The sequence below is a fragment of the Aminiphilus sp. genome (assembly GCF_029975095.1).
Taxonomy (GTDB): Bacteria; Synergistota; Synergistia; order Synergistales; family Aminiphilaceae; genus Aminiphilus.
In genome coordinates this window covers 1-15,709 of record NZ_JARKPW010000057.1, presented here as the reverse complement: position 1 = coordinate 15,709, position 15,709 = coordinate 1, and the positions used below count along the sequence as shown (strand labels likewise).

Annotated in this window: 10 protein-coding genes; 6 read left to right on the top strand and 4 right to left on the bottom strand. The window is 61.5% G+C overall.

All coding sequences use genetic code 11. The features are described 5' to 3' along the window. The first annotated feature begins 209 nt into the window (after positions 1 to 209). The 3 genes from pepF (at position 210) to Q1K49_RS03710 (ending at position 4,212) form a co-directional block, all read left to right on the top strand. On the top strand, positions 210 to 2,075 hold the full coding sequence (gene pepF / locus Q1K49_RS03720) for an oligoendopeptidase F (protein ID WP_300522960.1): 1,866 nt from the start codon (positions 210 to 212) through the stop codon (positions 2,073 to 2,075). A 134-nt stretch (positions 2,076 to 2,209) separates the two neighbouring features. Continuing rightward, on the top strand, positions 2,210 to 3,109 hold the full coding sequence (locus Q1K49_RS03715; RefSeq protein ID WP_300522957.1) for a YitT family protein: 900 nt from the start codon (positions 2,210 to 2,212) through the stop codon (positions 3,107 to 3,109). 212 nt (positions 3,110 to 3,321) lie between these two features. Then, positions 3,322 to 4,212 (top strand): MBL fold metallo-hydrolase, encoded by an 891-nt coding sequence (locus Q1K49_RS03710; RefSeq protein WP_213694708.1) that lies wholly within the window; start codon positions 3,322 to 3,324, stop codon positions 4,210 to 4,212. A 139-nt stretch (positions 4,213 to 4,351) separates the two neighbouring features. Here Q1K49_RS03710 and Q1K49_RS03705 read toward each other — a convergent pair whose 3' ends face one another. Beyond that, on the bottom strand, positions 4,352 to 6,505 hold the full coding sequence (locus Q1K49_RS03705) for a hypothetical protein (RefSeq protein WP_300522953.1): 2,154 nt from the start codon (positions 6,503 to 6,505) through the stop codon (positions 4,352 to 4,354). 16 nt (positions 6,506 to 6,521) lie between these two features. Then, entirely contained in the window at positions 6,522 to 8,117 is a 1,596-nt protein-coding gene (locus Q1K49_RS03700) for a FapA family protein (RefSeq protein ID WP_300522952.1), read from the bottom strand. 508 nt (positions 8,118 to 8,625) lie between these two features. On the opposite strand from Q1K49_RS03700, the gene Q1K49_RS03695 reads away from it, so the two are divergent. Together Q1K49_RS03695 and Q1K49_RS03690 are read left to right on the top strand one after the other, a co-directional pair. Continuing rightward, positions 8,626 to 9,942, top strand: coding sequence for an efflux RND transporter periplasmic adaptor subunit (locus tag Q1K49_RS03695; RefSeq protein WP_213694711.1), 1,317 nt, complete (start codon positions 8,626 to 8,628; stop codon positions 9,940 to 9,942). Positions 9,943 to 9,951: 9 nt separating this feature from the next. Continuing rightward, positions 9,952 to 13,011, top strand: coding sequence for an efflux RND transporter permease subunit (locus tag Q1K49_RS03690; protein WP_300522947.1), 3,060 nt, complete (start codon positions 9,952 to 9,954; stop codon positions 13,009 to 13,011). Positions 13,012 to 13,225: 214 nt separating this feature from the next. Here Q1K49_RS03690 and Q1K49_RS03685 read toward each other — a convergent pair whose 3' ends face one another. After that, positions 13,226 to 14,767: a hypothetical protein gene (locus Q1K49_RS03685; protein WP_213692829.1), complete on the bottom strand. Its 1,542-nt coding sequence runs from the start codon at positions 14,765 to 14,767 to the stop codon at positions 13,226 to 13,228. Positions 14,768 to 15,006: 239 nt separating this feature from the next. Then, the gene (locus tag Q1K49_RS03680; protein ID WP_300522942.1) at positions 15,007 to 15,147 is read right to left on the bottom strand and encodes a hypothetical protein; all 141 of its coding nucleotides are present in this window, start codon (positions 15,145 to 15,147) and stop codon (positions 15,007 to 15,009) included. 381 nt (positions 15,148 to 15,528) lie between these two features. Between Q1K49_RS03680 and Q1K49_RS03675 the strand changes: the two genes are divergently transcribed. Then, the coding region (locus tag Q1K49_RS03675) for a MerR family transcriptional regulator (RefSeq protein ID WP_300522939.1) at positions 15,529 to 15,709 on the top strand (181 nt) is incomplete at its 3' end.

The window sequence follows — 15,709 nt, the reverse complement described above, 5'->3', positions numbered from 1 at the left end:
CTGAGTTCCCTTTTCCGGAGACGAACCGCCGGCAGCAGAAAAGAACGTTGCTCTTCTCTGCCGCGTTCTTTTGAGGTGAAAGGGCGCGAAAGTGTTTTTCGGAAACCCCGGGAGGAGCGATGCATCGTGGAACCCGTCGAAGCGGATGTGATCTATCGGAAAAAGAAAGTGAGGGAGTTCTGATGAAATCGAAAGGAGTGCTGATTCCATTGACCTTGTGCCTTATGCTGTTGCCCGCCGCCGCCCCGGGAGCTCCGGGGACGGGTGCTCTTCCCTCCAGGGACGAGATGGATGCCCGCTGGACCTGGGACCTCTCGGTACTCTACACCGACGATGCCGCCTGGGAGCGGGATTTTGAGACCCTGGAGAAACGGCTTCCCGAGATGGAGGGCCTCCGGGGAAAAGTGGGAGCGAGTGCGGCGGATCTCCTGACGGCGCTGCGTCTCCAGGACGAACTGGGGCAGACCATGAGCCGTCTTTACGTGTATGCCCACATGAAGAGCCACGAGGACACGGCGAATCCGACCTACCAGGGGTTTGCCGAGCGGGCGGTCTCTCTTGCGGTCAAGGCGGGAAGCGCCGGATCCTTCGTGGAGCCCGAGATCCTGGCGATTCCCGAGGAGACGCTCGCCGACTTCCTTTCGGAGGAGAAGGGGCTTGAGGAATACCGTTTCGCCCTTGCCCGGATCACCCGCATGCGGGAGCACGTGCTTCCCGCGGAGCAGGAACTTCTCCTTGCCCGCTCGGGGGGCATGGCTCAGACGGCGGAGACGGTGTTCTCCATGCTCACCAACGCGGATCTCACCTTCCCCACCATCCGCGATGAGGATGGCAACGAGGTGGAACTCTCGGAGGAGCGATACGGCAAGTACATCTATTCCCAAAACCGTCAGGTCCGCAGAGATGCCTTTCTGGGGCTCTTCACCACCTATGGGAAAGTGAGGAACACGCTCGCGGCGACGCTCTCGGGGAGCGTCCGGAAAAACCTCTTCTACACCCAGGTCCGCAAGTATCCCTCCTGTCTGGATGCCACGCTCTTTCCCAATGCCATCCCTGTCGAGGTCTACGAGAACGCCGTGAAGACCGTGAACGCGCACCTTGAGCCGCTGCACCGCTACATGCGGCTCAAGAAACGCGCCCTCGGCCTGGAGGAGCTGCACATGTACGACCTTTACGTTCCTCTCGTGGAGGAAACGCAGAAGGACATCCCCTACGAGGAGGCTCTGGAGACCGTGCGGAAGGCCCTGGCTCCGCTGGGAGAGGAATATCTGGCGGAGCTGGACACGGCCTTCGCGAACCGCTGGATCGATGTCTACGAGAACCGGGGAAAACGGAGCGGCGCCTACTCCTGGGGCACCTACGGCGTGCATCCCTTCGTGCTCCTGAACTACAAGGGAACGTTGCGGGATACCTTCACCATCGCCCACGAGATGGGGCATGCCCTCCATTCCACCTTTACGGACCGGAACCAACCCTTCGTCTATTCAGGGCACGCGATCTTCACCGCCGAGGTGGCCTCCACGACGAACGAGGCGCTTCTTTTGGACCATCTCATCCGCACCTCCACGGATGCCAAGGAGAAGCTCTATCTGTTGAACTACGCGCTGGAGCAGGTGCGCACCACCGTGTACCGCCAGCTCCTCTTCGCCGAATTCGAGCTGGAGATCCATCGGCGGGCCGAGCGGGGAGAACCCCTCACGCCGGACGTGCTCTCCTCGCTCTGGCGGAAACTCAATCTCCGGTACTACGGACCGGACGTGGTGGTCGATCCCGAGCTGGACGTGGAATGGGCGCGGATTCCCCATTTCTACAGCGCCTTCTACGTGTACCAGTACGCTACGGGACTCGCCGCCTCCACGGCGCTGTCGCGGCAGATCCTCTCGGAGGGAGCGCCTGCGGTGGCTCGCTATCTGGAGTTCCTCAAGTCCGGGAGTTCCGACTATCCCATCGAGCTGCTCCGGAAGGCCGGCGTGGACATGTCCGCCCCGGCGCCTCTGGAGGCGACCTTCGCGCTCTTCGCGGAACGGCTGGATGAACTGGAGCATCTTCTGGACGAGCTGGAACCCGCGAAATAGACATCCGCCCCGAAGGACGGCGGTTCCCCGGAACATCTTCGGATTCGGGAGACCGGCCGTCCCTCGGGAAAACGCGAGGACGGCTCTGTCGGCTGAAACGGAAGACAGGAAGGAAAAGGAGAGAGGTGGGTCGCGTGAAATTCCTGCGGTTCGGTTCTCCCAAACGGGTCTTTTTGGAACTTCTCGCACTGCTGCGGCGGGAGTGGGCAACGTTTCTCTTCATTTCCCTCGGATCCGGCGTCGTGGCCTTCGGCATCATGGCGCTCACACTCCCCTATCGTTTCCCCGATTCGGGGGTGACGGGGCTGGCCGTGCTGGGGACCTATGTCTGGGACATCTCTCCCGCATGGATTGTCGCAGTGGTCAACGTGGGACTTCTGATCTGGGGATGGCGGGAGCTGTCTCCCCGATTCGTGGGATGGACCGCTTACGGCGTGCTGCTCCTCACGGTGCTTCTCAAGGTCTTCGACGGTTTCCCCGTCCCTCATTTCGAGGATCGTCTCCTCGTGGCTATCCTGGCCGGAGTGGTGAAGGGGTTGGGGGGCGGCATCGTCTTTCGCGTCGGGGGTTCCCTGGGGGGCACGGACGTGATCGTCACGGCCCTGCGAAAGCGCTACGGCGTAGAGGTGGGCATGTTCACCTTCTACATCAACATCGGCATTCTCGCGCTCTCGTCCTTCATCGTGGGCATCGAGGGGGCCGTGTTCGGCCTGGTGAGCGTCTATACCAACGGTCTCGTGATGGACAACGTGCTTCGCTCCTTCGACCGGAGGCGACAGGTTTTCGTCATCACCAACATTCCCGACGAGGTGTCGCGCTTCGTGTTGCACGAGCTCCATCGCGGTGTTACCCGCCTGGAAGGACGGGGTGGATTCTCAGGCCAGCCGCGTCCGGTGCTCCTCTGCGTTCTCTCGCCGAGACAGACCATGGAGCTGAAACGCTTTCTCGCGGAGCACGATCATCGTTCCTTCACCATCGTCTCCGACGCGTCGGAGGTGGTGGGGCGGGGTTTCAAGTCCTGGAAGGGGCTCTAAGGGAAGAACTCTGATTTCTGGCTGGAGACACGAGCCGGAGCGGGATTCCCGTCTCGCGTGCGGCGTTGATGCGTTGCGGAGCCGTGTCACACCGGTTTCCGACGACGCACGGGAGCCTGATTTGCGAAGGGGCACGCCTTCGAGGTGCGGGGAACTCTTTGTTCCCGGCAATGCGGGGTCTGCTCCGGACTGATTGAAGAAAGGGAGACGACATGGCCGGCGAACCGATTCGACTTGGAGAACGGACCTGGGTGCTTCCGGGTTCGGTGAACATCGGGCTTTTCGAGGACGAAGGAAAGGCGGTGCTGCTCGACAGCGGCGGTGACGATTCAGCGGGGAGGAAACTCCTCCGGGTTGTGGAGGAGCGGGGGTTGTCTCTTGCTCTTGTGGCCAATTCCCACTCGCACGCGGATCACATCGGCGGGAACGCTCTGTTGCAGAAGCGTACGGGGTGCGGCGTGGCCGCGAGCCCCCTGGAGGGAGCGCTCATCGAACAGACGGCGTTGGAGCCGTTTTATCTCTGGTCCGGCGCGCCCCCGCGGGCGCTGCAGACCAAGTTTCTCCAGGCACAGCCGTCCCGGGTGACTCTGGAGGCCCTGCCCGGAACCCGTCTGGGAGAAACCCCCCTCGACGTGCTTGACTTGCGGGGGCACGCCCTGGGAATGGTGGGGTTCCGCACTCCCGACGACGTGCTTTTCGTGGCGGACACACTTTTTTCCGAGGATATCCTGGGCAAGTACAAGGTCTCCTATTGTGCCGACGTGGGGGCGGCGCTCGCGACTCTCGAACGCCTGGAGACTCTGGAGGCCGCCTGGTTCGTTCCCTGTCACGCCGCTCCGAGCGAGGATATCCGCGGGCTCGTGGCGGCGAACCGGAGGGCTTTTGAAACCGTGTCGGCGCTCTTGGCCGAGGCGGCCAGGGAACCGGCGATTCGGGAGGAACTTTTCGTCCGGGTTCTGGAGCGGTTGGATGTGGCGCTGGACTTCGTTCAGTACGGCCTGCTATTCGCCACCCTGTCGGCCCACCTCACGTTCCTTCACGAGAAAGGAGTTCTCCGCCCGGAGTTCTCCGGAGGACGGCTTTTCTGGGAACGCTGCACCTAGGCAAGGATTTTTGACGGGTAAACGGCAGGGCGCCGTCTCTCTCGTATGCGCGAAGGAGGCGGCGCCCGTTCTTTTCACAAAGCGTCGGCATGTGTCTCCAGAGCGGAAAGTCGAGTGCTCCTCCGGCCCCGGAGACGACTCAGGGGAACATCGAGAGGATCGTCTCCACCTCCTCGGCGATGTCCCACCCCTCGTCGGAAGGGAAGATATCCCTCATCTCCTCAGTCCAGCCGAAGGGAAGCAGTGCCAGTACCTTGCCCGGGAGATACACCACCAGTTCCGCCGCGTCTTCCTGGGCTCTTGACAGTGCCTCTTCTCCGCAGCGGGCGGCGAGAACACCGCCAATGCCATCCGCCCGGAGTTTCTCCATCCCTTCCCGGATCGCCTGTCCCGCGAGGGCACGCAGATCCAGCACGTTTCGCCTTCGCCAGACGGCACGTTCCGTCAGTTCGGCCAAATGGGGTGCCACGAGCGATGCCAGCAGGGCGAAAAGTTCCGACGTCTCCGCCGAACGAAGGGGAAAATCTGTGAGGGGAGGAATTCCAAGCGCTCCCACCAGAAGATTCCCTCTCCGGAGAGGGACGACGAGGATCTCGCCCGCTTCTGCATCCTTCCAGACCCTGGGTTCTTCGAACTCTTCGGCGAGGGAGAGGAGTTTCACCGACGCGGGGACCGGGTTCCCCGCGAGGGCGAGGAGGATGTCCTCCGTCCGGAGGACGTTTCGCAGGATCCGGAGAAGGCTCTCCAGGAAAAGATCCGCGTCGCGGATGCGATGGATCGTGTTCGCCAGCTCCCGGAGCAGTCTGGAAAGGTGCATCCACCGCTCGGCGGCTTCCTTTTGGGCGAGGGTTCGCTCGAGAAGGAAGAGACGCTCCAGTCCTACTGCGATGGTGGAGGCGAGAATCTCCACCGTGTCCGGGTCGCCGTAGTGCTCGCCCGTCACGCTGGGAGAGAGCCCCGCCATGCCGAGGAGCCCCTCCTTGCCCTTGAAGAAGAGGGTCCGTGTCACGCGGCGTTCTTGCCAGAAAGGTGAGGCGGCGGCGAAAAGCCGTTCCGCCGCGGGTACTTCCGGAAAGGACAGTTCTTCCGTACAGACGGGAATCTCCTCCGCCGCGAGAGGTACTGCGTTCTGGACGAGGAGGCGGCCGTCCCGCCGCACACCTCCCTGAGCGTCCCGGAGCGAATGGAGCACGTACCCGGAGGATTCGGATTGCCACGTCACGAGGACCAGGGAGGATGTCTGGGTCATTTCCCCCAGCACGTCCGTGGCGGCGGTGAGGAACTGTTCCCGGTCCTGGAGGGCGAGCAGGTGAAGACTTGCCTCGTGGAGCCCCCGAACGGCAAAGACCTTTTCGGAGATCGCTTCGAGGCGTTCCGCGTTCTCCACCTGGAGGGCGTTCATCTCCAGAGCTTTGGAGGCCACGTGGGCAAAGAGGGAGAGGAAGTGGAGCACTTCCTGTTCGGGAGGCGATGCCCAGGAGAGAAAACAGAAAAGAGTGGTCTTTCCGCCCGAGAGGGGGAGGACCACGTGGATCCGTTCCTGCCGGAGCAGAAGAAGGTTGGAGGCGCCAAGGGCCTTTGCGTGCTCCCCGTCCACGGGAATCGGGGCGGGGGAGGTGCGTCGGCTTTTGAAAATGCCCTCTCTGCGGGGGAGAATGTCGCGAGCGCCGAGAAGAGGTCTCCAGGAGTGCCCTTCGTCGAGGATCACCTGCACGGAGCCGGCAAAAACCCCCTCGGAGAGCACGTCCCCGAGGAAAGTCGCGAAATATTCCACGGGAAGGGGCTCGAAGATGGAGGAGAATGCCGCTTCCGTGACGAGCAGGTGGTAGGAGAGACGGGAAAGGCGCATTTCCAGGTCGGACACGGCCAGGTGGTCCTGCCACATGGCGAAAAGCCGTACCAGGTAGGGTAGTTCGGCCTCCAGTGCTGGTAGAACCTTGGCGTCTCCGAGCAACAGGTAGAAAACCCATCTCGCGCTCCGGAGGCAGAGTGCCCTGGACCACGGGGCGTCGCCGAAGAATTTCACCGTTTCTTCCGGCAGGATGGCCGAAGAGAAGTGTGCCGCGGGAAAGGTTTCGCAGGGAGGGAAGAGTTTTTCCAGGAGTGCCGCGCCGTCGGAGAAGACCAGTGACGGAGGAGAAAAACGGATAGCCCAGGTGACCACGAGATCCCGTCCTTCTCCGCGGAGGAGCAGAGCCGGCGTCTCCGTCGCATCCAACACCTCTTCGAGAAGAGAGGCGACTCCTCCGTTGAGCAGAAAATGAGTGCGTTCACATGCATCCCGAATAGGCATGAGCGAACCTCCTTCCTCAGCCTCGAAGGGCGACGATGCGCCGTTCGTCGGGATCGAAGAAGAGGGTGAGAGCGGACGCTCCGTCCCGGATGAGATCCCCGTACCCCTTGAGGCGGAGGTTCACGCCCGGGGATGCCTCGCCCCTCACTCCGAAGGTGGCATCTCCCTTCAGCTTTTGGAAAAGAAGCCGGTAGGATTCCACTCTTTCTCTGAGATCGTCGTATTCTCTGCTCATGTCCACGTAGCGGAGGATACGCTCCTTGGTGGCCTGGTCCAGCTCCTTGCCCGAGGCGGAGCCGCTCCGGATTTGTGCCGTGAGGGAGACGAGAATGTCCTCCACCGTCTCCAGGCGCGCCTGAAATTCCTTGTACTCTCGGTAAAGGGCGTTCCGGGACACTCCGGAGACCTCGATCTTCGTGTCCCCGTGGCGCAGCGAGCGGATGTTGCGGGCGTGCACATGGGCCGCGGTGTGGATTTCCGACGAGGCGATGACGCCCTTGCGCCCCTCCACGAGGACGCCCCGTTCGGTGCGGACGACGCATCGGAGCAGGTATTCGTTTACTTCGAGGGTTTCGCACTCGATGAAGGCATCCTGGGCGAAGCGAAGTCGGACTTCCTTATGCGCCTTGAGGTGTGCTTCCCCCTTGCCCTGCACACCGTAGAGGACGGCGATGCGTCCCTCCCTGCTTTCCACGGAGGCTTTTTCCACGGAGCCGCGGATGTCCACGTCGCCTGTGGCGGAGACGGAGAATCCGTCCCGAACGGTGCCTCGGACGAGAACAGGGCCGTTGAAGTTGATGTTTCCCGTGGAGTAGTCCACGTCGCCGGAAATGATGAGAAGCGGAATGACGGAGACCACATCGCCCTTCCACTCCAGCCGCCCGTCGAGCTTTGCCCGGAGGTCGTCACCCTCCCAGGCGAGCCCCTTGCCGAAGCGGAGTCGGGCGGGTTTTCCCTTTCGCTGGGGCACGATCTCCCCCTGTACGTTTCGTCCCGGCGTTCCCGGCGTAGGGGGAACGCGGCGAGCCACCACGTCGTCCCGGCGTATTTCCTGGACGAGGTCGAGATTGTAGAAATCCACCCGACCGTCAGGGTTGTCATCGGGGCGCCCCGATGGAGGTGTGAAGAACATCTGCACGGTTCCGTCCAGGCCGTTTCGGGGAGGAATGCCCCGGGCAAGGGGCTTTCGGAGAACCGCTTCTCCCGAGCGGGAGAGCGCCAGAGCCTCCGCCAGTGCGTCTTCGTCCACGCCGAAGACGATGTGTTCCTTTGCGAGAAGTTCCCGCAATCGTTCCTCGTCGCTCCAGCCCGGCGGCAGCGAGAGGCGGCAGGTCATGCCTCCGTCCTCGACGAGAAGTTCGGGAAGCCTCTCCGATTCGGCAGAGGACGGTTCGCGGACGGCGCCGAGAACGAATTCCCCCTGTTGGGCGATGTGCCGGATGAGTTCTTTCAGCGTGATCCGCAACGTTACGTCGAGTTCCTGGATTCTGGAGAGCACCTCCACGGCGGAAAGGGATGTGTCCCGCACGTCGAGGACGAAGGCGCCTCCTCTTTCGAGAAGACGAAAGCGCGGTTCTTCGTGGAGAATCCGTTCCCCATCACTTTCGGTCATGAGCATCCACCTCACTTGCTTCCCCCGCCTGGGCGGACCACGCGGATGATTCGAACAGCGTCTCGCGGGACTAACGTAGTATTCGTTCAGTATAGTTCAAAGGCGACAAAAATGAAAAAGGGTCTCGGGATGCGTTTTTGTGGTTATTCCGTCATCATGGAAGATCTTCTGTGTGGGTCTTGGGTCACGGGTCTGAAGAGAGATGGCCGGTCTCGGGATGTTTTCCCGTTGGTGTTTTTCTCTTCCATGGAACCTCTGAAGAAGGCTACGCCGGTCCGCAGCCTGATGCGACCCGAGTCAAGGGAAAGCGAAAAGGTCTTTATTCAGAGTTTCCCTATGGTGTTTCTTGCTCGAAGAGTGAGTTTTCAGGTGCGCCACGTGCCCGGATGTTGAAGGATGATAGAATGATCCTGGAAAAAAACCAGTGACCGAGTGCTCTCCGGGCGGAAATCGGTTCGTGCCCCGGGAAAACGACGTCGAGGAAAACGTTCCGGAGGAGGAATGCCCCATGGAGAAACGAGATCTGTTCCGGAAGTACACGGGTATCTTCGGCATGCTGGTTTTGCTTGCAGTGGGACTCTTTCTGTTCGGACGCCACGAACGAAAGGAGGAGACCGTCTCCCGGGCGCCGGTGGCGCGTCCCGTGAAGACGGTGATGCTCTCCGCCCCGGCGGCGCGGGATGTCCGAACCTACCCCGGCAAGATCCTTGCGTCCCAGAGGGTCGATCTCGCCTTTCGTGTCTCCGGTCCTCTCGTGGAGCTGCCCGTCCGAAAAGCCCAGAACGTTGCGAAGGGTGATCTCCTCGCCCGTCTTGATCCGAGGGATTTCGAGATTCAGCTTGCGAACGCGAAGAGCGCTCTCGCGAACGCCCAGGCACAACTTGCGGCCATGCGAGCGGGGGCCCGTAAGGAAGAAGTGTCCGCCCTGTCGTCCCAGCTCGCGTCGGCCCGGGCGCGCATGGAGGAAGCGGAGGCCCAGTACCGTCGTTTCGAGCGGCTCTACAAGGAGGGTGCCATTGCGGCGGCGGAGTTCGACCGTTACAAGACCGCCTACGAGGTCTCCAAGGCGGCGGTGAACGAGGCGAGCCAGGAGCTGCAGAAGGCGAAGGCCGGGGCTCGCCCGGAGGACATTCAGGCCATGGAGGCAACCATCCGCGGCCTCGAATCCTCGGTGAAGGCCGCGGAGAGCGCGCTCTCGGACACGGAACTTCGGGCGCCCTTCGACGGCATCGTGGCGGATCGCTACGTGGAGAACTTTCAAAGCATCCAGCGGGATCAGCCGATCCTCGCCCTCCAGGATCTGAAAGACCTTGAGGTGGTCATCTCCGTTCCGGAACAGGACCTCACCCGGGCGAGAAGCGCCGATGCCGTGACGGTCCAGGTGCGTTTTGAAAACATCCCCGGGAAGACCTTTCCCGCGAACTTCAAGGAGGTCGCCACCCAGGCGGATCCCCAGACCCAGACTTACCCCGTGACCTTCCGCATGCCCTATCCGGAGGAGCTTACGGTGCTTCCCGGCATGACCGTGGAAGTTCTCCTGGGATTCCGGAGCAGCGCCTCCGGAGACGGGGGATTCGTGGTTCCCACCGAAGCGGTCGCCGCGGGTGAGGGGACGTCGCATTTTCTCCTGGTCGTGGACGAACCGGCCCTGACGGTACGGCGTGTTCCCGTGGACGTGCTCTCCTTCCGGAAAGAGGATGCCGTAGTGAGCGGTGATCTCGAGCCCGGGATCCGAGTGGTCGTCGCGGGGGTGAGCCTGCTTGCCGAGGGGGAGGCCGTGACGCTCTACGCCCCGGAGGAGACGCCGCTCCCCGCCGCGGAATAGGTGGACGCCATGAATATTGCCACAGCGAGCATTCGGAAGAGCACCATCACATGGTTCATCACCGGTCTCCTTCTCGTGGGAGGGCTTCTGTCCTACACGGGGCTCGGAAAGCTGGAGGACCCGGCCTTTACGATCAAGACCGCCGTGGTGATGACCCCCTATCCCGGCGCGTCTCCCGAGGAAGTCGAGAACGAGGTGACGGAGGTGGTGGAGAGCGCCATCCAGCAGCTCGGACAGGTGGATACGGTGCGCTCCCTCTCCCAGGCCGGGGGTTCCGTGATCTACGTGGACATCAAGGACACCTTCACCGCGAAGGATCTTCCCCAGATCTGGGACGAGCTGCGCCGGAAGGTGAACGACGTGCAGGGCAGTCTTCCTCCCGGGGCGGGGCCCTCCCTGGTGAACGACGATTACGGCGATGTCTTCGGTGTGTACTTCGCCCTCACCGGAAAGGGATACACGTTACGCGAGCTTGAGAACTTCGCGGATTTTCTCCGCAAGGAGCTGCTTCTCGTTCCCGGCGTGGCGAACGTCCGTATTGCGGGAGTGCAGCGGGAGACGGTCTACGTGGAACTTTCCCGGTCCCGCATGGTCCAGCTCGGAATTCCGATCCAGACGATCTTCGACACGCTCAAGGCCCAGAACCTCGTGGTGGACGCGGGAAGTGTGCAGGTTGGGAAGGAATACCTCCGCATCGAGCCCACGGGACTCTTCGCCACGGTGGAGGACATCGGGGATCTGTTCCTTCGGAGCGGCTCCGGAACACTGCTGCGACTCCGGGACGTGGCGACCGTGAAGAGAGGATACCTGGATCCGCCGCGGGCGCTTATGCGCTTCAACGGTGAGCCCGCACTCGGCATCGGCATCTCCAACGTGGAGGGGGGCAATGTCATCACCATGGGCGAGGCGGTGAAAAAACGCCTCGCGGAGCTGCTTCCCCAGACGCCTCTCGGTATGGAGCTCGGGCTTATCTACTATCAGTCCGACACGGTCAAAGAGGCCATCGCGAACTTTCTGGTCAACCTCCTCGAAGCGCTGGTCATCGTCATCGGCCTGCTGCTCTTCTTCATGGGCATGCGCTGCGGTCTGCTCATCGGCGCCGTGCTGCTTTTGACGATTCTCGCCACCTTTATCGCCATGCGGAGTTTTCACATCGACCTGCACAGCATTTCCCTGGGAGCGCTCATCATCGCCCTGGGGATGCTTGTGGACAACGCCATTGTCGTTGCCGACGGCGTTCTCGTTGGAATCCAGAAAGGGCGGGACCCTTTCCGTTCCTCCGAGGACATCGTGGGGCAGACCCAGTGGCCCCTGCTCGGCGCGACGATCATTGCCGTCCTCGCCTTCGCTCCGATCGGCCTTTCTCCGGACAGCACGGGAGAGTATTGCCGCAGTCTTTTCCAGGTGGTGGGAATCTCCCTTCTGCTGAGCTGGGTCCTCGCCGTGACGATCACCCCCCTTGCGGGAGCGCACTTTCTCAAGGTGGTCCCGATGCAGGAGGGGGAGGAACTCTACGGATCGCTTCTCTATCGTCTCTACCGGAAGTTCCTCGAAACGTGCCTCGCGAAGCGGCTGCTTACGCTGGCCGTTCTGGCGGGGCTTCTTGTGACGGGCGTCATCGGCTTCGGCATGGTGGACAAATCCTTTTTCCCCAGCGCGTCGAGCCCCATGTTCACCATCGAGTTCCGGCGCCCCAAGGGGGCGTTCATCAACGAGACTCTTGAGGATGTGAGGAAGTTCGAGGTGTTTCTTCGGGAGCAGCCCGAGACCAAATCCGTCACTTCCTTTGTGGGAGAAGGGGCGTTGCGCTTCCTTCTCACCTTCACTGCGGGCGATCCCGGGGACGAGTACGGAAGTTTTGTGGTCGGAACAGAGAGCGCGGAGGAGACGGATTCGCTCATGAAGAAAACGGAGGAATTCGCTGCCCGGGAGCTGCCGTATCTGGATCCGCGGGTACGCCCTTTCGGGAAGGGGACGGGAAGCGGCGCGAAGATTCAGGTGCGCTTCTCCGGGGAGGATCCGCTCGTGCTCCGCAGCCTCGCCGACCAGGCTACGGCGCTCTACCGTGCCGCCGGCGCGGTGAACATTCGCAGCGACTGGGGGGAACGGGTCAAGGTCATCCGCCCGGTCCTCGATGAGGTCCGGGCGAGGCAGGCGGGGCTCACACGCAAGGACGTCGCGGAGGCCCTGGAACTCTCCTTTTCCGGTGCGACCGCAGGGCTTTATCGCGAAAAGGACAAGCTTCTCCCCATCGTGGCCCGCTTCCCCGAGGCGGAACGGGCCGATGCGGGAACCCTTCCGGAGGTGCAGGCCTGGAGTCCTTCGCTGCAGCGGTATCTCCCTCTCTCCCAGGTGGTCCGGCGTTTCGACACCGTTGCGGAGGATTCCGTGATCTACCGGCGGAACCGCATGCGTACCGTCACCACGGAATGCGATGCCGCCGACGGTCTTGCAGGGCCGCTGTTCACCAGGGTGCGCTCCTCGGTGGAAAACCTTCCTCTTCCCCTGGGGTACAGTATGGAGTGGGGCGGCGAGTACGAGAGTTCCGGCAAGGCTCAGGGAGGGCTTTTGCGCATGATTCCCCTGGCCTTTGCCGCCATGGCGCTGATCCTGGTGATTCTCTTCAACGCCCTGCGCCAGCCCGCGATCATCCTGCTCTGCCTGCCCCTTTCGGTGATCGGCATGACCGCAGGGCTCCTGCTGTTGCGGAAGCCTTTCGATTTCCTCGCACTGCTCGGTTTCCTGAGCCTCGCGGGGATGCTCATCAAGAACGCCATCGTGCTCATCGACCAGATCGATCTCGAGATCCGGGAAGGACGCGATCCCTATGAGGCCATCGTCGATTCCGCGTTGAGCCGGGCCCGTCCTGTGCTCATGGCGGCACTCACCACCGTGCTCGGCATGGTTCCCCTCTACTTCGACGTGCTCTTCTCCTCCATGGCGGTGACCATCATGTTCGGTCTCACCTTTGCCACGGGACTCACCCTCGTGGTGGTGCCCGTTCTCTACGCGCTCTTCTTCCGGATTCATCCCGCGCCGAAGGGTGAAAGCGTGCCCGGGGAAGCGTAAAAGGAGGCGGGGATGTCCCGAAAGGGAGACGAGAGCGTTCTTCCGTACTCCGCGAGAACAGAAGGAGCGCGCCCTGAAAAAGGACTTGTCGGAGAAAAAGCGGGAAAGGGCCTTGTCACAGGCCCTTTCCCGCTTTCTTTGCTCTCGTTTGCGGCTCATTTGGGGTTTTTCTCCGGCGTGCGATCGTGTTCGTCCGCTCAGGGAACGTCGTGTCTCATTCCTCCTCGGAGCCGGCGATCTTCCATTTGAACCACTTGTATTGATCTTTCTCCAGCACGCGGTATCCCCGGACCTCCTTGGTGACCCACAGAAGATATTCCTTGGAGAAGGACTCCTGAAGGGCCATGATGGATTTCCCCTTGTTGCCCTTGAGTCCGGCGTAGGTATCCTTGAGATCCCGGTCGTCGTCGGCGTCCCAGCGGAAGAGAGCCATGGCCTGAGCCACGGATTTCTCCGGCGTGTCCGCAGGGATAAGAGGAAACTGGAGCACGTGTTCCTCCCAGTTGTAGACGCCGTTTCCCTTGCCGGGCACGATCACCACCCGGGGGCAGCCGTGGATCCGGATCCGGCTCAGACCGAGAATTCCCGGATCGGCCTGGAGAAGGTGCTCGATTCCCTTGGAGATGGCGCCGAACGTAAGGAGGTCCTTTCCCCCCGAGGGGGAGAAGAGGGGTGATACGTCCAGATGGCTCCGTTTTGCGGACATCTCCATGAACATCTTCCGGGTCTTCATGGATTCCTTCATGACCAGGCGGAGTTCTCCCTCGCCCTTTCCCTTCCATTTTTCCGCGAAGCGCCCGACCTTCTGCGTCTGGCGGCGGTGTTCCTCCTGGGTGCGGACGAAGAAGATCGCCATGTCCTCGATCTCCTGGTCCAGGGCGAGAAGCTGTTCGAACTGGTTGAGGAGTCCCATCTGTTCGAGCCCGCTTCGAAGAGGATCGAGGAGATTTTTCCGTTTTTCCAGCGCTCCTCTGTAGGCCGAGGCGGCGTCGATGATCTTCTGCCGTTCCTGGTTGTCCGCCATGCGGACCCGGAGGGTACGCAGGGTGTTCTCCACGAAGTTCATGAGATTTCCGTCGATGGTGGCGAGAAGCGTGTCCGCCTCCTTCGTCTGGGGGAAGTTGATGTGTTTCAGGAGGATTCCCTGAATTCCCCTCCGCTTGCGGATGTTCACGTTGAGGATTTCCTCGAGATGATCCGTCTTCGCCCGGAGGCTCATGCCTGCGCGCGGGCTCTGGAGCGGGCGTGCGTAGAGCAGGGCGAACTCCTCGGCGATGAGATCGGACAGACGGTAGTACTGAAAACGGTCCAGAGAGGGTGCCTTCTCCGCGGAGGCGAGGAGCGCGGTGGGATCTCCCGGCGTGATCCGGGAATCCAGAAAACCGAAATCAAGGAAGAGGCGTTCCTCGGGCGTGAAGTCGATCCGCTGAGGGGCTCCCGTGCTGGTGCGGATATGTCGTTCCACCACGCCCCAGAGAAGGCTCCAATAGGCGGTGGCGAGTTTTTCCCAGAGTTCCCGCGTGCGCTTGCGGACCTCGATGTCATCGCTCGGCTGGGGCAGGAGCACATACTCCTCCACGTCGGCGCGGAGCTGCTTGAGGGTAGTGCGGTCCTCCTCGTTTGAGAGGTTCTGTTCGAGGAAGATGAGCGGCTCCAAGAGCCCGCCTCCGGCGTTCGTGTCGCCCGGGGTCGCCCTTTCCGAAAGCGGAGGTGCGTTTTGTGCGGATTGGGGTGTTGTGGATAGTTCCTCTGCCATGACCGGACCTCCTTGTCTCCTCGGAAAAAGAAGAGGAAACCCAAAAATTGAGTCTCAAGACCCATTCTACTCGCTCAGGGGCGATTGTGCCAGATAAAGAACGCATCGCGTCAAGCAACCAATCTTTTTCCGCAAGAGCATCACGGTGCTGTCCCCGAAAGAGAGGGGTGCCGCAAGCAACGTTCTTCCTGTATGGATGTCCGCTCTGGTTCCTGCTGCGGCAGTCCGTTGCGACGCCGTCAGGAAAAAGTGAATTTTCGAGAGACGAAGCGGAGAAACCGTTCCGCCCATTCCGGATCGAACTGGGTTCCCGCACAGCGCCGGATCTCCTGTCGCGCCTCCTCGGGAGCAAGACGCGGTTTGTAAAGCCGGTTCGTCATGGATTCGAAGGCGTCAACAAGGGTTGGAATGCGACTTGTCAGCAAAACTGTCCTTGTTGCACCTTTTTCATGTCGATTGTACACTCCAAAAGAATGTTGACAAGATGAACCGATTCCTTTTTGCGTGTGTCTTTTTCCGGGCTCTTCGTGGAAGGAGTGCGTGCCCGCGTTGTTGCTCTTTTCCAGGGAAGGGGTGGTTTTCTGTCATGAACAAGTTACGACGCCGAGGGAGTGTCGAAGAACCGGAGAACCAGCGATGTTGTGTAACACTTTCGAGACTACCCTTGAAAAGTGTCACGTGGCGCTTTATACTTTGTCGGCGCGTGATCTTTGGAAAGTAAAAAACAATGGTCCGACAGCTCTTTCGGAAGGTGAAAAAACATGGAACAACAGCGACGAGCCGAGCGAGGGCTGCGCATGCGGGAGCTTGAAGCGCTCACAGGGGAGACGAAGGCCACCATCCTCTTCTGGGTCTCTCAGGGGCTCCTGCCTCCACCGCGAAAGACGAGCCGCAACATGGCCTGGTACGACTACCGCTACCCCCGCATGATCGAGGCGATCC